This is a genomic window from Yinghuangia sp. ASG 101 (genome assembly GCF_021165735.1).
In the GTDB taxonomy this organism is placed as follows: Bacteria; Actinomycetota; Actinomycetes; order Streptomycetales; family Streptomycetaceae; genus Yinghuangia.
This window is the reverse complement of sequence record NZ_CP088911.1, coordinates 1,938,715-1,955,863: the sequence shown is the minus strand read 5'-3', so window position 1 is coordinate 1,955,863 and position 17,149 is coordinate 1,938,715. Positions and strand designations below refer to the sequence as shown.

15 protein-coding genes and 2 pseudogenes are annotated in these 17,149 nt (G+C 69.1%); 12 read left to right on the top strand and 5 right to left on the bottom strand.

Annotated features, from left to right (window positions below):
- The first annotated feature begins 436 nt into the window (after window positions 1-436).
- The 4 genes from LO772_RS07965 (at window position 437) to LO772_RS07950 (ending at window position 5,533) form a co-directional block, all read left to right on the top strand.
- Window positions 437-2,656 (top strand): hypothetical protein, encoded by a 2,220-nt coding sequence (locus LO772_RS07965; protein ID WP_231777678.1) that lies wholly within the window; start codon window positions 437-439, stop codon window positions 2,654-2,656.
- 623 nt (window positions 2,657-3,279) lie between these two features.
- Complete coding sequence (locus tag LO772_RS07960; protein WP_231777677.1) at window positions 3,280-4,116, top strand: hypothetical protein; 837 nt, start codon at window positions 3,280-3,282, stop codon at window positions 4,114-4,116.
- A 233-nt stretch (window positions 4,117-4,349) separates the two neighbouring features.
- Window positions 4,350-5,198, top strand: a complete 849-nt coding sequence (locus LO772_RS07955) for an IS5 family transposase (RefSeq protein ID WP_231777676.1) — start codon at window positions 4,350-4,352, stop codon at window positions 5,196-5,198.
- The gene (locus LO772_RS07950; protein WP_231776187.1) at window positions 5,195-5,533 is read left to right on the top strand and encodes a hypothetical protein; all 339 of its coding nucleotides are present in this window, start codon (window positions 5,195-5,197) and stop codon (window positions 5,531-5,533) included. The genes LO772_RS07955 and LO772_RS07950 overlap by 4 nt, the downstream gene beginning before the upstream one ends.
- Window positions 5,534-5,779: 246 nt before the next feature.
- On the opposite strand, the gene LO772_RS07945 is transcribed toward LO772_RS07950, so the two are convergent.
- Entirely contained in the window at window positions 5,780-5,944 is a 165-nt protein-coding gene (locus tag LO772_RS07945) for a hypothetical protein (protein WP_231777675.1), read from the bottom strand.
- Between LO772_RS07945 and LO772_RS07940 the strand changes: the two are divergent.
- Window positions 5,943-7,193, top strand: a pseudogene (locus tag LO772_RS07940) (IS3 family transposase). The gene LO772_RS07945 and the pseudogene LO772_RS07940 sit on opposite strands and share 2 nt — an antisense overlap.
- A 1,650-nt stretch (window positions 7,194-8,843) precedes the next feature.
- Here the strand turns inward: LO772_RS07940 and LO772_RS07935 are convergent.
- On the bottom strand, window positions 8,844-9,362 hold the full coding sequence (locus LO772_RS07935) for a TetR/AcrR family transcriptional regulator (protein WP_231777674.1): 519 nt from the start codon (window positions 9,360-9,362) through the stop codon (window positions 8,844-8,846).
- A gap of 86 nt (window positions 9,363-9,448) precedes the next feature.
- Here LO772_RS07935 and LO772_RS07930 point away from each other — a divergent pair, with 86 nt between their 5' ends.
- The 3 genes and pseudogenes from LO772_RS07930 to LO772_RS07925 all read left to right on the top strand — a co-directional run bounded on the left by LO772_RS07930 (window position 9,449) and on the right by LO772_RS07925 (window position 12,600).
- Window positions 9,449-10,351 (top strand): TIGR03564 family F420-dependent LLM class oxidoreductase, encoded by a 903-nt coding sequence (locus LO772_RS07930; protein WP_231777673.1) that lies wholly within the window; start codon window positions 9,449-9,451, stop codon window positions 10,349-10,351.
- 934 nt (window positions 10,352-11,285) lie between these two features.
- Window positions 11,286-11,801 (top strand): annotated as a pseudogene (locus LO772_RS36245) (FGGY-family carbohydrate kinase); the annotation flags it as partial.
- A gap of 181 nt (window positions 11,802-11,982) precedes the next feature.
- On the top strand, window positions 11,983-12,600 hold the full coding sequence (locus tag LO772_RS07925; RefSeq protein WP_231777672.1) for a DUF5060 domain-containing protein: 618 nt from the start codon (window positions 11,983-11,985) through the stop codon (window positions 12,598-12,600).
- Here the strand turns inward: LO772_RS07925 and LO772_RS07920 are convergent.
- Window positions 12,597-13,169, bottom strand: coding sequence for a TetR/AcrR family transcriptional regulator (locus tag LO772_RS07920; RefSeq protein ID WP_231777671.1), 573 nt, complete (start codon window positions 13,167-13,169; stop codon window positions 12,597-12,599). The genes LO772_RS07925 and LO772_RS07920 overlap by 4 nt on opposite strands.
- A 106-nt stretch (window positions 13,170-13,275) precedes the next feature.
- Between LO772_RS07920 and LO772_RS07915 the strand changes: the two genes are divergently transcribed.
- Window positions 13,276-14,223, top strand: a complete 948-nt coding sequence (locus LO772_RS07915; RefSeq protein WP_231777670.1) for an NmrA family NAD(P)-binding protein — start codon at window positions 13,276-13,278, stop codon at window positions 14,221-14,223.
- A 222-nt stretch (window positions 14,224-14,445) separates the two neighbouring features.
- Here the strand turns inward: LO772_RS07915 and LO772_RS07910 are convergent, their stop codons facing one another.
- Window positions 14,446-14,790, bottom strand: a complete 345-nt coding sequence (locus tag LO772_RS07910; RefSeq protein WP_231777669.1) for a hypothetical protein — start codon at window positions 14,788-14,790, stop codon at window positions 14,446-14,448.
- Between the two features lie 11 nt (window positions 14,791-14,801).
- Here LO772_RS07910 and LO772_RS07905 point away from each other — a divergent pair, with 11 nt between their 5' ends.
- On the top strand, window positions 14,802-15,071 hold the full coding sequence (locus tag LO772_RS07905; protein ID WP_231777668.1) for a hypothetical protein: 270 nt from the start codon (window positions 14,802-14,804) through the stop codon (window positions 15,069-15,071).
- A gap of 40 nt (window positions 15,072-15,111) precedes the next feature.
- A complete protein-coding gene (locus tag LO772_RS07900; RefSeq protein ID WP_231777667.1) occupies window positions 15,112-15,477 on the top strand; it encodes a hypothetical protein in 366 nt (121 codons plus the stop codon).
- Between the two features lie 14 nt (window positions 15,478-15,491).
- Here the strand turns inward: LO772_RS07900 and LO772_RS07895 are convergent, their stop codons facing one another.
- A complete protein-coding gene (locus tag LO772_RS07895) occupies window positions 15,492-16,001 on the bottom strand; it encodes a transposase (protein WP_231777666.1) in 510 nt (169 codons plus the stop codon).
- A 145-nt stretch (window positions 16,002-16,146) separates the two neighbouring features.
- Between LO772_RS07895 and LO772_RS07890 the strand changes: the two genes are divergently transcribed.
- Window positions 16,147-16,314: a hypothetical protein gene (locus LO772_RS07890; RefSeq protein WP_231777665.1), complete on the top strand. Its 168-nt coding sequence runs from the start codon at window positions 16,147-16,149 to the stop codon at window positions 16,312-16,314.
- The last annotated feature ends 835 nt before the right edge of the window (window positions 16,315-17,149 follow it).

Here is a 17,149-nt window from a genome sequence, read left to right as displayed (position 1 = left end):
TTTGCGACGAGGTCTTCGGGCCTCATCATCGCGAGGACCGCATAGTGCGGAGTCTCGCCATCGCCGACATTGCCGACACGGAGCTGTTGGAGTCGCAGCCGTTCTGGCTCGTGCCGAGCCCCGATGAGCTGCCGGACAGGGCAGTTCCACGGAAGTGGTGCTGTCCATTGCTTACTGACGGGCAGGGGTGGTGGATGGCACGTCGCGCACCGTGGATGATGGATCGATGCGGGGGCGGGGATTGCCTGGGCGTTGGGGCAGAACGCTGGATGGTCGAATTCTTATCGCGGGTTCGGCAGTGGTTGCCGGCAGCTCTGCGGCAGCGGCCACATGGTGGTTCACGGAGCCGTGGTCGGCGTTGGTAGGTGCTGTTGGCGCCACTATCGCCGGCGTGTGGTCATCCCAAGGGGTTGCCAGGCATGACCGTACGGCAGCCGTGAACACGACCGTGAGTCGCAATCTGGTCGTGGATGGACGGGGCCGCCTGCCGTTGGTGCGTGATTGCGCTGACCCGATCGCGCTCGGCGTGCATCCGGCAGCATCTGGGCACGGGGCGATTGATCGCGTTACGCCATTCGTGACGCGGGACGTCAGCGATCGCCTCCACACCGCAGTGCAGAGCCGGGACTTCGTCCTGCTGGTCGGGGAGTCGACGGCGGGGAAGACTCGTGCGGTGTATCAGGCGTTGACCGCCGTGCTGGGTGACCACGTACTTGTCGAGCCGCACAGTCGAGCCGATATCGCGGCGGCTGTGGAGGCAGCCTGTACCTCCGCGCGTCCGTGCGTCATCTGGTTGGACGATCTGGAGCGGTACTTGGGAACCGGTGGGCTGACCCGAGGAGACATCCACGCTCTCGTCTCGGGCGGACGGCACCGCAACACCATCGTTGCGACGATACGGGCAGAGGAGCAGGCGCGATTCCTGTTCGCGGGAAACCACTATGCCGACCGACTCGGCGACGATGCCCGACGCCAGGGAGCGGAAGTCATCGGGCTTGCCCATCGCATCCACCTGCCCCGACGTTGGTCGACGACCGAGCTGACGAGACTTCGGGAGCACACTGCTGACCCGCGGATCGCCGAGGCATTGGAGCACGCCGATACGTTCGGAGTTTCCGAGTACCTGGCGGCAGGCCCTCAACTGTTCTCCGCGTGGCAGGACGCCTGGGCACCAGGCACACAACCGCGAGGCGCCGCTTTGGTAGCCGCCGGCGTTCTCGCACGTCGAGGCGGCGTTCATCGCCACCTGACGGCTCACGAACTCGCTGACGCGGCAGATGCATACCTGGAACAGCGAGGTGGGGCGCTGCTGCGCCCCGAACCGCTCACCGAAGCCGTCGCCTGGGCAACCACGCCTTTGTTCGCAACCAGCAGTCTGCTCCTCCCAAACACTCACGGCGCGTTGCGCGCCTTCGACTACCTCATCGACGCTCTCCCCAAGGACCAGCCACCGTCGGCGGCAGTCGCCGCGCTTGTCGCCGTGGCGACGTTGGACGAGGTCATCGACCTTGCGGGACTGGCAAACGGATGGGAAATGGTCGACATCGCTGAAAGCGCCTACCGTCGCGTGCTCGCCGACCCTGCCGCCGCCCGACGCCCACAGGCGATGAGTGATCTCTCCTACCTCATCGAGGCCCGCGACGGATCGGCACAAGCGCTCCGCTTCGCCTCTGACACCGTCCGTGAGTGCGAGGCCCGCCTCGGGCGAGACCACCCCGAGACCTTGTACGCACAGAGCCTCGAGGCATGGCATATGCACCATAACGGCGATTCCGCCCGTGCCCTCGCGATCGTCGAATCGTTGCTCGCCACCTTCGGTTCGACTCCCGGCGTCGACGAGGAATTCGTCCTCTCGCTGCGTCGTGGGGTCGCGCAGTTCAACGCCACCCTCGGCAACCACGCTGAAGCTGCGCAGGCATGGCTGGATCTCGCCCGAGACTGGGAGTTGCGCACGGGGCCCGACGCTCACGTGGTCGCAGACGGCATGGTCTTCCACGCCCGACACTCCGGACACGCCCAAGGCCCAGGCCACGCCTACGCCAACGTGCAGGCGCTATTCCGCGAGCCACGCGTTGCGCCAGGAACGAGCGCCCACCGCGACGTCGGCCACCTACTTGCCTACGAAGCGGTCGAGGCTGGCGACTTCGCAACCGCGGCCAGACTGTTCCGCGAACGGGCTGAGATGATGGAGCAAGAAGTCGGGCCCACCCACAGCCGCGTCCTCCACCTTCGCTACGAGCTCGCGGACTGCCAAGGGCACCTCGGCGACCCAGGGCATGCCGTCCGCACTCTCGAGGAAGTCATTGCCGCTCATGAGATGCCCACTGCCGGCGACCAACGACTCGGCTTCCGCCTCCATCTTCGCCTTGCCACCTGGATCGGCAGAGCCGGAGACCCCAGCCGAGCGGCCCGCCGTCTACGCCAGCTCGCCGACCTATGCCGAAGCAGCCGCGGCGCAGAGGACCGCATGACCCTGGCGATCCGAAGCCACGCCGCGGGCTGGACCGCCGAATCCGGCGACGTCGCGCACGCACTCACCGAGTCCCGAGGCCTGCTCGCCACTTGCGAGCGAGTACTCGGTCCCTCCGCCTCCCTGACCACAACAGTCCGTGAACGTCACGACCGGTGGGAGCGAGGTCTACATCAAGCGACGTAAAGCGACGTAGGTCACGATCACGAGAGCAATGCTCAAGACACGCGCAAGGGCGTACCTTCCCGGTTTCGCTGATCGACGAGATCGTCCGCGAGGCGGATGCTAGCCGCTGCGCCCGAAGCGGAAGTCCACAGCTACATCGACTAGGGCCGGGGCCTGAGGGGCCCGTCATGTGGCCGTAGCGCGACGGTATTTCGATCCGCGCGTCCGACGGGACCCCGCCCGACACTGCGCAGAGCGTGCTGCGGCGGGCGGGGCCAGTCCTCACCTCGACGTCACGCGTGGAGAAGGACCACAAGGGATGGTCAGTCGCCGCTGAAGAGCCTGGTCAGAAGCCAGGCGACGAGCGCGCGTGAAGCGACCGACGCAGCGGCGGCACCGAGAGCCCTGCCCCAGCGCGATCCTTTCGGCATTTGGGCGTGAGTGGGCATGGCGAATCTCCTTCTGCGAAGAGTGGATGTCGTCGCGATCGCGACGACATCCACTGTTGCAAGCAAGGACAGTCGTCCGAGCCACATCTGACGTACCAACCACAGAATCTGGCCGATCTAGGCACGGCAGACGATTCGGCGGAGCCTGGGGTATGAGATCGTTTGACAAAAGTTGGCACTGGAGAGCGGGGGACCATGGCCATTGTGCTGCCCGGCATAGGTGACTTGCCGCCGGGACCGCGACGAAACCTCGTGGAGGCGCTGCACGAGCTGTACACCGAGGCAGGTAGGCCAGGAACCCGCTCAATCGCCACCGGAATGATGGCCTGTCGCGAAGCCCTGCCCACGACCGTCAGCCATGAGACCTTGAACAAACTTCTTCAGGGGCAGCGTGTACCAGGCTGGCCGCTTCTTGAGGCAACGATCCGTTACCTTGCTTTCAAGTCCCCTCGTAAGCCACCTCCGGAACCCATCGTCTTGCGATTCCACGCCCTGTGGCGCGAGGAGTGCGACGCTCCGTCAACTGTGGACATCCCGCCACCGCAGCCGATCACCGCGGACACCCTGACGGCTGCACTTCGCCTCGGGGACGCCGATGCAGCGCTACGGCTCAGTCGCCTCACTATCCGCAGGGATCAACCCATGGACGCGGAGCAAGTGGCCATACTCGTGCGCGAACGTGTAGACGAGCTCCGTGAGTTGGTGCGCCTGAATGCTGAGATCGCCGAAAGATTGCAGGTTGAGACAGAGCCGATAGCGGCGATGACCACCGAACAGCATGAACGACCGTCTGAGCCCGCCCCCGGACAGCCGGTTGCTGTTGGTGTTTCGACGGCAGTGGAGATGGCAGATGAAAGCATCGTAGGTGCCGATGAATGCGAGGACTGGGAGGGGCGGCCGGACTTCATCATGCCATCCTGGTACGGCCAAACGATGTCCACGCAAACGGCCCCGGCAACAAATTGGATCGAACCACAGACCGGGCTTGTCCGTCGCGTTCTACGCGCCGTTCTACGCGACGGCAAACGGTAGGTTTGTTTGCCGAACTCAGTCTTGCAGCGGCAGCGCCCACAGGCGGCCGTTGTCCCGCTGATCGACGTCTCCGCGAGTGGCGCGCGCAGCATCACAGCGCGCGCCCGATCACGCTCGCCGTGAGCTCCAAGTGGGCGGTTCGTGAGTCTTTGAGTTGATCTGTGGTCGCCTAATGGAGTGGACGGGGGGTGGAATCCGTCGGTCCGCGGCTGCTGATCTGCTGGTGTGATGATGTGAGTGAACGCAAGCCGTATCCCAGTGACTTGTCGGACGAGCAATGGTCGTTGATCGAGCCGGTGATCACCGCGTGGAAGGACCGGCACCGCTCCGTCAGCGGTCATCAAGGCGCCTACGACATGCGGGAGATCGTGAACGCGATCCTCTACCAGGGGCGGACCGGCTGCCAGTGGGCCTACCTCCCGAACGACCTTCCGCCCAAGAGCGCGACGTACTACTACTTCGCGGCCTGGCGCGACGACGGAACCGACCGGGTCGTCCACGAACTCCTGCGCTGCCAGGTCCGGGAACGCGCCCGACGATTAGAGGACCCGACCCTGGTGGTCCTGGACACCCAGAGTGTCCGCGTCGCCGCCGGGGTCCCCGCCGCCACGACCGGCTACGACCCGGCCAAGAAGGTGCCGGGCCGCAAGCGCGGCCTGGCCGTGGACGTCCTCGGCCTGGTCGTCGCCGTGGTCGTCGTCGCGGCGAACACCCACGACGACGCCGCGGGCACCGCCCTGCTGGACCAGGTCGCCGACCACGCCGGGGGCACCGTCCGCAAGGCCCTGGTGGACCAGGGCTTCAAGAACCAGGTCGTCGTGCACGGCGCCGGCCTGGGCATCGATGTCGGGATCGTCGAACGCGTCCCCGGTCACCGGGGGTTCCTGCCGCAGCCGAAGCGGTGGAGGGTCGAGCAGACCTACGCGGTCCTGATACTGCACCGGCGTTTGGTCCGTGACTACGAGCACCTCCCGGCCTCGTCCGCCTCACGCGTCCACTGGGCGATGACCCACGTCATGATCCGCCGCCTCACCGGCGCGAACACCCCCACCTGGCGCGAACCGCAGGCGGTGCCGGCGTGAACATCGAGCCGCTGCTCGACGCACTCGGCGTCCAAGAGGACGCCGCCCGTTTGCTGGCCGACGAACTCCGCACCGAGATGGCCGACTTGCAGAGTCGGCTGCGGGCCGCCGAGACCCACCTCGAACACCTCGCGATCACCCGCACGACCGTCACCGCTCTCGCCGACCGAATCCCCACCCGAAGCCCCTCACCCGACCTGCCCGACCCCCCGGCTACCCCCGCATCCTCAACGTCTGCAACGAGGCAGACAGCCCGCTGCGAGCCCGAGACATCTGCGAAGCACTCGACCACGAACTCCTCCCGAAGAACATCGAAGGCACCCGAGCCAAGCTGAAACGCCTAGTCAAGCTCGGCGTCCTCACCGAGGTCGACACCGGCAGCTTCACCACGAAGCAGCAACCGACAAACCCCGGGACCAGCAGCCCCGCTCCAACCTCACCCTGAAACGGACATCAATTCACGAACCGCCCACTCAGAGGCGACTCATCGTTCGCAACCAAGCTGCGGGTCCCGGTGCTCGCGACCGTCCGCAGCGGTCGGGTGGTGAAGGAGGATCGTCACCGCCACGGTAGTTCGGGGCTCAGTGGGTCTTGTAGGTGGTCTTCAGCCATGTCAGGTCGGACGTGGCTTTGGTTCGTGCCTGTGCCGCATCGGTGAAGAGCCTGTCGGTGTTGGTCAGGACCAGGGTGTAGGTGAACCGCCCCGGGTGAAGTGGGGACTCGATTACATGTGAGGATCGAGTCATGGCACGTCCCTCCACCTACCCGCCCGAGCTGCGCCGTCGTGCGGTGCGGATGGTCGCCGAGGTCCTCGGCGACTACCCGACCGAGTCCGCCGCGATCAAGGCGGTCTGCACCAAGCTGGGCATCGGCTCGTACGAGACGCTGCGCAAGTGGGTCCGCCAGGACCAGATCGACACCGGGCACCGGCCGGGGACGACCAGTGAGGAGTCCGCGCAGGTCAAGGCGTTGAGGAAGGAAGTCGCGGAGCTGAAGCGGGCGAACGAGATCCTGCGGGCGGCGTCGGCTTTCCTCGCGGCCGAGCTCGACCGGCCACACCTGCGCTCGTGGCGTTCATCGACGAGTACCGGGACCGCTTCGGCGGTGTCGAGCCGATCTGCCACGTGCTGTCCGGGCACGCGGGCGGCATCGCCCCCTCCACCTACTACGCCCACAAGCAGCGCGTCGCAGCACCTTCCGCGCGGACCGTCCGGGACGCGGAACTGAAGAAACTGATCCAAGACGTCTACGACACGAACTACCGCGTCTACGGGGCGAGGAGGATCTGGCGCGAGCTGAACCGCCGGGGCCACCCGGTGGCCCGCTGCACCGTCGAGCGGCTGATGCGCGAGATCGGCATCGCCGGGGCGGTCCGCGGGAAACGCGTGGTCACCACGCTGCCCGGCGGTCGGGTCGACCGCGCCCCCGACCTCGTGGACCGCGACTTCGTCGCGAACACCACCAACCGGTGCCGGGTCGCGGACTTCACCCACGTGAAGACCTGGGCGGGCGTCGTCTACGCCGCGTTCGTCGTGGACACCTTCTCGCGCAGGGTCGTCGGCTGGTCGGCCGCCACCGTGAAGGAGACGGTGTTCGTGCCCGACGCGCTGGAGACGGCGATCTGGCAGCGCGACCGCGACCAACGGCCGGTGCTGCCCGGTGAGTTGATACATCACTCGGATGCCGGATCGCAGTACACGTTTCCGGCTCGCCGAGCACCTGGACGAGGCCGGCATCGCCGCGTCGATCGGATCGGTCGGCGACGCCTACGACAACGCCTTGATGGAAAGCATGATCGGACTGTTCAAGACCGAGCTGATCAAACCCCATCGGCCGTGGAAGACGCTGTCCGAGGTCGAGCTGGCCACCGCCGAGTACGTCGACTGGTACAACCACCGCCGACTCCACGGTGAAATCGGGCACATCCCGCCCGTCGAATACGAGAACAACCACTACCTCGCAACCACGAAACCCCAGGTCACCACCACCAACTGAGATCTCCATCAAATCCGGGGCGGTTCAGGGGCGTCCTTGGCGCCGGGTTCGGTGGTCCAGGGGAGACGTGCCGCATCGATCCGGGTGTGGATGTGTCTGCGGCCTTCCTTGGCCAAGGGCCACTCGTGGATTGTCCGGGTCGGTGCGGCGAGGAAGGCTGCGAGGCGGTCGCAGAGGTGGCAGCCGCATCCGTTCCAGGCGGTCGCCCCGTCGTGGTCGGCACGCGGCGGGAGCGGGGTAATCGGTTCCGGACGCCGGGCGCGGTCGCGTGCGAGAGGGGCGAATCCGGCTGTTGTTCGGTGATCGGTCAGGCGCAGCGCTGGGGGCAGGCACTCCAGGATGTCGTCGTCGCAGACGCTCGTCGTCTCGGTGATCGCCGCGAGTATGGGGTCGTCGGCCGCGTCGAGAAGCCGGGCCAGGGGCAGGCTCAGCTCTCCGAGCCGGGACTGCGGGTGCCGGTCGCTGTGGGCGGCGCGGAGTCGGGTGTGCAGCTCGTCCGCCAGCCATTGCCACGTTTGGGTGGCCAGCGGCGGCGCTGTGTTCGGTGTGGTGCCGGTGCGCAGCGCCGTGTGCAGTGCGGGCAGGGTGTCGGCGGTCCATCGGCGGATGTCGTCGCCGAAGCGGAGGTGCGGCTGCTCGAACCAGTTGGCGAGGAGCGAGCGGGCCAGCCCTCGCCGTACCGGCTTGTCAGTGCCGCCAGGCCGGGCGCATGCTCGCGGGCCAGCAGGGTGATGGGGAACGGCCCCCGCAGTAGCGCGGCCGTGTCGGGGCAGTCCACCGCCCGCGCGGCGTCCAAGGCTTGGTGAGCAGGCCGGCCTCGTGTGGCAGCGCGGTCCAGAACGGTTCGAGGGACTGCGCCGCCGCGCTTCTCGCCCCCGCGAGGTCTCCGGCGTCGCTGCGGGTGCGGATCTCGCGCAGCGCCCATGCGGAGCCGGTCTCGGCGCGGGCCGCGAACGCGCTCTCGCGCGGCGCAGACCTACGGGGACTACCTGAGGTTCCTCGGGAACCCCACGGCCCCGCTCAACAGCATGGGCCTGCACGACTTTCTCAACGACACCGGGCTGCGGGTGGCCTCCGACAGCCACGAAACCCCCTACCTGCTCGGCGGGCGACGGGACACTGATCCGCACAGGCCCCGGCCTCCGGATCGTCGAGACGGCCTGCGACCTCTCCGACACGAGCGTCCGAGCGGCACTCGACGGCAAAGACCAACGTGCCGCCACAGCACAGGTGTTCGCCATGCTCCCGAACCGCGTCCAACACGCCGGCGAAATGATCCCGCCGGAAACACGGCAGGATCGGCATGTCAAGCGCTTGCTCACCTGCCTCGTCCGGCTGCCCCTTGCCCAGATGATGGCCAAGACTTTCGCAGCCGCGCCGATGCTCATCGGGGACGTCACGTCGGACGCGGCCTCGGTTCTCGGAAAGCATGCCGAGGGGATCAAGCACCGCCCGGAGCACCACGGGCAGGAGGCGAACCGGCGGCCCGATGTGCGGATCCGGCGGCCTCGCCGAGCAGTTCGGCCGAGAGGCGTCCGGCAGCTCCGAGGCTCCGACCGCACCGCCACCGGAACGCGGGACCGGGATCGGCCGGCGCCGCGGCCACGAACGCACCTTGGGTCCGATGCGGTGACTCTCAGCCGCGTGACGTCAGCGCGGGTTGAGGCCGTCCAGCATGACGACGGTCATGGGGTCGCCGAAGTGGGCGCCGGGGCGGCATACGACCGTGGAGACGAGTTCGACGATCGCGTCGGCGGAGATGTCACGGCGTACCGTGGCGTCGCGCTGGGCGGCGGTGACCAGACGGCCCAGGAAGTCGTCGATCTCCCGTTGCATGCGCAGGAGTTCCGTGTCCAGCACCGGAGCGTCGGGGAGCGATTTGATCAGTGCGAGTGGGAGCGTCATGGCCCGCTCGACGAAGTGGTCCAGTGCGGCCCTCGCTGGCATTCCGGCGGTCGCCTCGGCGTGCCGCAGCAGTTCCTCCATGGCGTCGTGGGCGATGGCGAGTAAAAGCCCGGCGCGGTCGGGGAAGTGCCGGTAGATCGTGCCGACGGCGACCTGTGCCTCCTCGGCGATGCGCGCCATCGGCACGTCGGCGCCGTACTCGGTGAGCAGGCGCGCGGCTGCCGTGGTGATTCGCTCACGGTTGCGTCTGGCGTCGGTGCGCACGAACGGGTAGCCCTCCTGGAGATGAATTCTCCGTTCATCTTAGCTAGGCTCGATAACATGAATCAGAGGTTCATCTTGGGGGAGTCATGCGCGTAGGCATCTATCTCAACACCCAGCAGGCCGCGCTCGACGGCCTCGTCGAGAGGGCCGCTGCTGCTGAACAGGCGGGACTGGCAAGTGCGTTCGTCTCCCAGTTGACCGGCTGGGACGCCGCCGCCCTCGCCGCGCTCGTCGGCAGCCGGGTCGGGCGGATCGAGGTGGGAACCGCCGTCATACCGACGTATCCGCGACACCCGCTCACCCTCGCCGGGCAGGCGATGACCACCCAGGCCGCCATCGGCGGACGCTTCACACTCGGCATCGGTCCCGGCCACCGGCCGCTCGTGGAGGGGCAGTTCGGAGTCTCCGGCGACGCGCTGGCCGCGCACACCCGCGAATACCTCGGCGTCCTGCGGTCGTTGCTGCGCGGCGAACCGGTCGAGCACCGGGGGCCGACGCTCACCGCGGTGGGACAAGTGGACGTGCCGGGGGCGTCCGAACCCGGTGTCCTGGTCTCCGCCCTCGGGCCGCGCATGCTGCGCGTCGCGGGCGAACTGGCCGACGGCACCGTGACGGTGTGGACCGTGCCCGACGCCGTCGACAAGCACATCCGGCCGATCCTCGACGACGCGGCGGCGGAGGCCGGGCGCCCGCGTCCTCGCATCGTGGCCGGTGTGCTCGTCGGGGTCACCGCCGATCCGGACACCCTCTGCGAAAGCATCGACGAGCGCTTCCACGCGGCCACCGAACTCCCCAACTACCACGCCCACTTGCAACGTCAAGGGCTGTCGCGGATGAGCGAGACGGCGATCGTGGGGGACGAGGAGCACGTGGCCCGGCAGCTCCGCCGTTACGCCGAGGCCGGTGTCACCGATTTGCTCGCCAGTTCCATCGGCGACGTCGAGACACGGACCTGGGACGTCCTCGCCGCCGCCCACGCGGACGATTGAACGGGTCGCCCCGAAACCCGTCTCCGGGCGGCGATCGGCCCATCGGGTGGAGCGAAGGCGTCATCGTACGAAGCGACTCGCGGCGCCGGACCATCCCCCGGCCGTGCCCCGATCCATTCCGAACTCGTCCGAGACCAAGCGCACTTCCCGACGCCGCCGCCGAACTCAGTCCCCGGACTCCGGGCCGACCTCGCCGACCTCGCCGTCCTGGCCAGCCTCGTCGCCGAGGCTGAGCAGCAGCACGCGCAGAGACACGGCGAGGTCGTCCTGACCGCGCCCGTCCAGTGCGGTGCGACGTTCGTTCTCGACGTGGGCGGGACGGCGCGGTCGATGAGGTCGGGGCCGACTGGGGTCAGCGCGACGACCACGGTCCGCCGGTTGGCGGGGGCGACGTCGCGCGTGACATGGCCCTGGGCAACGAGCCGGTCGAGGCGGTTGGTGACGGCACCCGCGGTGACCATCGAGGCGCGCACAAGCGCGCCGGAGTTCGTCACCGCCGTCACCGGACTCCCGGTCGACCCCATGTTCTCCGCGGCCAAGGCCGCCGCGCTGCTCGACGACCTCGACCTCGATCCCGACCGCCGGGCCCCGCGCGGCGGGGGACTGCGGGGCGGCACCGTCGACGCGTGGCTGCTGCGGCGCCTCACCGGCGCCGTACCGCACCGAGGCCGGCAACGCGTCCCGCACGCTCCTGGTCGCGCTGTCCACCGGCGACTACCACCCGCGCCTGCTCGACCTGTTCGGCGTACCGCGCGAGGCGCCGGCGCAACCTGCAGCATCCACCGGGCCGTTCGGGACCCTCGCCGACCTGCCGGGGGTGCCCGACGGTACACCGCTCGCGGCCGTCCTCGGCGACTCCCACGCCGCGTTGTTCGCCCACGGCGGCCGGCGTCCGGGCGTCGTCAAGGCCACGTGCGGCAGCGGCTCGTCCATAATGGCCCTGGCACCGGACGCCGGCTCCGCTCCTCCCACGGGACTGACCCGCACGATCGCGTGGCACCTGCCCGGGCACGGCCCGACCCTCGCCTGGGAGGCCAACATCGCGTCCTCCGGGACGACCGTACGCTGGGCCTCCGAACTGCTGGGCCTCGACGAGGCCGCCCTCGCCGCACTGGCCTCGACCATCGACCACACCGACGTCGTCATCGTCCCGGCCTTCGACGGACTGGGCGCGCCGTATTGGGACCACGACGCACGCGCGCTCATCACCGGTGTCGGCTTCGGCGACGGCCGCGCGGACATCGCCCGCGCGGCACTTGAGTCCGTCGCCCTCCAAGTCGCCGACACCCTCGCGCTGTTCGACGCGGGAATGGGAGCGTGCCGCGAACTACGCGTCGACGGCGGCCCCACCGCCAACACCCACCTGATGCGGCTCCAAGCCGACCCGGTGGGGCGCCCGGTCACGCGCAGCACCCGCCCGGAGAACTCGGCACTCGGCGTGGCACGCCTCGCGGGCATCGCCGTCGGCCTGTACGACGCGGACACCACCGCCGGCCCACCCGGCCCCGACGACACGTTCACCTCGACGCGCGACGCGCGCCGGCGTACCGACGCCCTTCACCGCTGGCACAACGCCGTCGCGCAAGCACGCCGTTCCCCCATTCGCCCATCCGCCCGCAAGGAGCCCGCCCGTGAAGTTCGGCCCGTCTTCCCGTATCGGCGACGTCCTCGCCAGCCCGGGCCCCCGCGCCCTGCTCGACGCGCTGGTTCCCGGTTTCTCCGAGCACCCGGCGCGCGAGATGACGAGCGGCCTCAGCGTCAGCCGCTTCCTCGACTTCCAACGCCGGAGCGGCGCACTCGGCGAGGACGCCGTCGCCGGCTTCCTGAAGACTCTCGGGACCCACGAACGCACCGTCCGCCACCGGGGCATCGGCGTCGAGTCCCGCCCCCAGGCCGACTACGAGAGCCCGGACGTGAAGCCCGGTTCGGCCGCGGTCACCGTCCCCGCCGCCGCGTCCCGGTGGTCCGCCGTCGAGATCACCTTCACGGGCCCGTCGCACGGCAACCCGTTCACCGACGTCGACCTCACCGCCGACATCACGGCGCAAACCCCGGACGGGACAAGGTCGTTCGCCCCGTTCATGGTTGGGGATGGTCTTCCTCCGCCGACCGCTGTACCGATGTTCCCCATGACTGGGGGCCCTCGCCCGAGCATGGCCTACCACCTGGTCCCCGAGTTCACCGCCTGCGGTGCTGCGCATCTGGGCACACCCGTGAAGATCGACAACGAGCCGATGGGGAGTCTCTAGGACCTCCCCGAGGGACTCAGCCCCTCCACGGCCAGCCGGAACAGCCGGTCCGCCTCGGCGGCGGGGTCGCGGCGGTGGTCCGTGGCCAGGACGATGCCGACGGCGAGCGTGATCAGGTCGGCGACCGTGACCTGTGCCGTCACCGCGCCGTCCCGCACGGCGCGCCGCAGCAGCGGGACCCCCGCCTGCTCCAGCGCCGCCGAACACGAGTTCTCGTGCACGGATTCGGGCGCGGACCCGTCGTAGGAAAGCGCCGCCGCCAGCCCTCTGGCGGCCACGCAGTAGGCGACGACCTCCCCCAGCCACTCCAGCAGCGCGTCCCGGCTGTCGCCCTCGCCGGTCAGCTCCTGCGCGCGGACGCTCAGTGCGGCGATCCGCTTGTGCGACACCGCTTCGAGGAGTGCGCGGCGCGTCGGGAAGTGCCGGCGCACGGTCGCGGACCCAACCCCCGCCGTACGGGCGATCTGCTCCAGGGACGCGTCGGCCCCGTGGGCGGCGACCTCTTCCTCGGCCACGGCGAGAATGCGCGCGTAGTTGCGTCTGGCGTCTGCGCGCTGGCGTTCTGCCATGGAGTTCACCTCGTCCTTTGTTAAATGGCGTGCCCCGCCGTATCTTAGTCGAGAGGAAACGGCGGACCCCGCCGTTTTTGCCGCAACGCCTCGTAGGAGCACCCGTATGCCCACAAACTCAGGCACAGCCCCGGGATCGGCACAGGCACCAGTCCTGGTGACCGGCGCCACCGGCAGGCAGGGCGGTGCCACGGCCCGCGCACTGCTCGCGGCGGGAATCCCCGTACGGGCCCTGGTGCGCGACCCGGCGACCGACCGCGCGAAGGCCGTCGAGGCGCTCGGCGCGGAACTGGTCACCGGCGATCTCCACGACCGCGACTCCGTCAAGCGGGCCGCGGAGGGGGCCAGAGCGGTCTTCTCCGTTCAGATGCCCCAATTCACGGGGACGGGCTTCGACTTCGAGGGGGAGGTACGACAGGGCGTCAACCTCATCGAGGGGGCACGGGCCGCAGGGGTACCGCAGTTCGTGCACACCTCGGTGAGCGGCGCCGGCCAGCACGTGGAGGACCCCGGCTGGGCCGAGGGTCGGTGGGCGTCGTCCGAGGCCACGCTGGGGGCCAAGACCGCGATCCAGGACCGGGTCCGCGAGGCCGGCTTCGCGCACTGGACGCTGCTCAAGCCGGGGTTCTTCATGGACAACTTCCGCCCGTCCATGGCGTTCCTGTTCCCTCGCGGGGTGGCGGGCGGCATCGTGAGCGTCCTCAAGCCCACGACGCACCTGTCCCTCGCCGCGGTGGACGACATCGGCGCGGCGGCGGCTGCGGCGGTCGTCGACCCGGATCGGTTCCACCGCGTCGAGCTGGAGCTCGCGAGCGACTACCTGACGATGACGCAGATCGCCGATGTGCTCTCGCGGGTGCTGGGGGTGCCGCTGAGTGCGCCGGACATGACGGAGGCCGAGGCGCTCGCTGCGGGCATGCCCCCGATGGGGGCCTCGCACGACCGCCTGAACGTGACGGGCCAGCCGGCCCGACCGCGGTACGCCACGGCCCTGGGCATCCCCCTCACCTCATTCGAAACCTGGACCCGCCACCACCTGCGCCCAACCCCCTGACCTCCGCCCGCTACGGACGGCGTTGCCCTCCCGGTGGGTGCTCGGTCTGTCGGCAAACGACCGTTTGACGACAGGCAGGCGGCGCGTCCAATGACCCCGTGCAATCCGGGGGTTCACGGCGGCCCAAATCCGATCAGATCCGATGATCATTGCTGACAGGGTCTGACGACAGGTAGGGTCCGATCCTCGGTCCGGAAGGGGCCCCTCGGTGGCGAACCTGGTCTACAAGCGGGTCTCGACGGACCAGCAGTCCACCGCCCGGCAGGATCTCGTCCTCGAGGAGGCCGGATCGAGGACCCGGTCGTCTTTGAGGAGGAGCCGGGTACCTCCAGCCGCCTTCACCCGCTCCAGCGGCCGAAATTCGGCGAGCTGCCGACGGACGCGCGACCGGGCGACACCGCGCACATCTCCGGGATGTTCCGCCTCGTGCGCGGCAACCAACACATCCTCGATGTGCTCGACGTCCTGCACCGTGACCGTCTCGCGCTGCGCATCCACGACGGCGTCGCGTTCTCCGCGATGGACCTCACCGCCCGACACCCCGCGCACCGGCGAGGTGCTGTCCACCGCGAAGTTTCATGGTGCAGCCCCTCGCCGCCGCCGGCGAACTCCAGCAAGACCTCCAGCGCGAGCTGACGTACGACGGGCTGCGGGCCGCCGCCGAGGCCAAGGGCAGCAAAGGTGTGCGCCGTCCCGCCGTGGCGGCCACGCAGACCGCAGACGTACGCACGGCGTACCTGGAAGGCCGCTCCATCGCGGCCCTCGCCCGTGACCACGGCGTCAGCCGCGGCGCCATCCGTACCGCCGCGCCGACACCTCAGCCGGCATCAGCGAGACCTGGCAGGTGAACCGGGCGCTGCTACGCACCGGCCCCGGGGCCGGGCGCTGTTGCTGGCGCAATGGCCGGCGCCGGCGCTGATGGTCGGCGCCGAGGGCGTGCTGGTCCCCTACGCCGCGCAGGTCGGCGCGCCCAAAGCGGCCGGCCTGTTCTTCGCCGCGGTCGCCGCCGGGATGCTCGCCGGCAAGCTGATCGTCGGCCGCCTATGCCCCGCGGACCGGGAGCGGCTGGCCCGCCCCCTGGCGCTTGCCCTCGGATTGCCGCTGCTGGGGTTCGCGCTGCGCCCCGGACCGACATGCGCCGCCATGCTGCCGGCGGTGTCCGGTTTCGGCGTCGCCTACCAGCTCGCACTGGCCCGCAGGTTTCTCGACGCGGTGCCCGAGCGCAGCGCGGTCAGGCGTTCGGCCTGCTCCTGACCGGAACGATGACGCTACAGGGCCTCGCCGCCGCGGCCGGAGGCGCGCTCGGCGAAGTCGCGGCCCCGGCGCTGGTCGTCACACTGGCCGGCGCGGCCTCGGCGATCGCCGCCCTGATGTCCTGGATGTCCTGGCGAACGCTGTCGCCCACATTCTGAAAGCCCTTCATCACGTCTGCGTGGCCGACCGGCCGACGGCATCCGCCGGTGTCCGGGGGCGGGGCACGGCAGCGGTCGGCCGAGGTCGAGGCGCTTGTCCAGATCGAGGTGGAAGGTGCCGTAAGGGTTGACGTTGGACCAGAACGGCGCGGTCAGTCCGCGCCGGTCCTCGTCGCTGAGCTTCTGCGCCCACGCTGGTTCGGCCAGGACCTGCCGTACGAGCAGGGGGGTGTTGACGTGCACGAGCGCGGACTGGAGCAGGTGCGGGGCGAGCATCGACGTCTCGGCGTGTTCCCTGTCCGGGCCGGTCAGGGCACCGTCCTTGCCGTGGTGGAGCACGGTGTTCGCGCTGTTCCAGTTCTCCACGACCTGGAGCCCGCCGTGGATCTCGCGGCGCAGGTCCGATGAGGCGAGGTAGTCCTGGCCTCACCGGCGGCGTCCCGGACCGATCCTGCGCTGGATCGGCAGAAACCCCGGAACCTGAACCCAGGTCCAGGACACCGCGAACGGCGTGTGCACAACTCGCGCCTACACGTTCGACAACAACACCAACCGGACCGGGCAAACCACTATCGCAGCCCCGCCCGGCGCGTCGTGCACCATCGCCGGCGAGACTACGGTCACCCGCGTCTACGACACCGGCTACACCTATGACGCGTTCGGCCGCACCACCGCCTGACCAAACGGGACGACCACGGCCTACTACGCCAACGACCTCGTCCAACAACAGAGCACCCCAACGAACCGGCAGACCCGGACCCTCGACCCGGCACTGCGGTTCCGCGGCTGGACCGCCGAGACCAACAACGCCGGAACCTGGACCCAGACCGGAATCAAGGTCAACCACTACGACCCCGAGAGCGACAACACCCGCAGGATCGTCGAGGACGCTGCCACTGGGGCTCTCGCCCGCAACGTGGGCTCACCTGCCGGCGACCTCGGCGCCACCACCGCGCAGGCCGGCTCTGTGGTCCTCCAACTCACGAACCTCCACGGCGACGTCGCCGTCGCCATGTCCCTCGCCCCCGGCTGGACCCGCAGGTCTTCGACACCGACGAATACGGCAATCCCAAGACCGCACCGATTGGGCGGTATGGCTGGCTCGGTGCCAAACAACGCTCCACCGAAACGCCCACCGGCAACACCTTCATGGGTGTCCGGCCGTACGATCCGGTCACCGGCCGGATTCTTTCCGTTGACAGGGTCGCCGGGGGCGACGCCTACGAGTACGTCCACGCCGACCCCCTCACCGGTACGACCTCGACGGACGGTGGTCGTTCAAATGGAGGATCCGCGGAGGCGGAATCTTCAAGAACCAGTGGGCCCAGACGGCCCAGTGGACAACGAGGGTTGCCAAGTCCTCTGTGAATCGGGTCAAGAACTGGTACTTCAATACCAGGTTCGTGCGATGGACCCCGAAACTCGCGTGTCGCCGGATGCATCTACGGCGCCCGCCAAGCATGGGTCACCACCGGCACGACTCAGTGGAGCATACGGGGACGCATTTCGTACGC

Coding starts and splice junctions, on each gene's coding strand:
- LO772_RS07915 (WP_231777670.1), top strand. CDS start 13,276: ATGCCCACAAACTCAGGCACAGCCCCGGGATCGGCACAGGCACCAGTC.
- LO772_RS07905 (WP_231777668.1), top strand. CDS start 14,802: ATGGTGCAGCCCCTCGCCGCCGCCGGCGAACTCCAGCAAGACCTCCAG.
- LO772_RS07920 (WP_231777671.1), bottom strand. CDS start 13,169: ATGGCAGAACGCCAGCGCGCAGACGCCAGACGCAACTACGCGCGCATT.
- LO772_RS07930 (WP_231777673.1), top strand. CDS start 9,449: ATGCGCGTAGGCATCTATCTCAACACCCAGCAGGCCGCGCTCGACGGC.
- LO772_RS07960 (WP_231777677.1), top strand. CDS start 3,280: ATGGCCATTGTGCTGCCCGGCATAGGTGACTTGCCGCCGGGACCGCGA.
- LO772_RS07945 (WP_231777675.1), bottom strand. CDS start 5,944: ATGACTCGATCCTCACATGTAATCGAGTCCCCACTTCACCCGGGGCGG.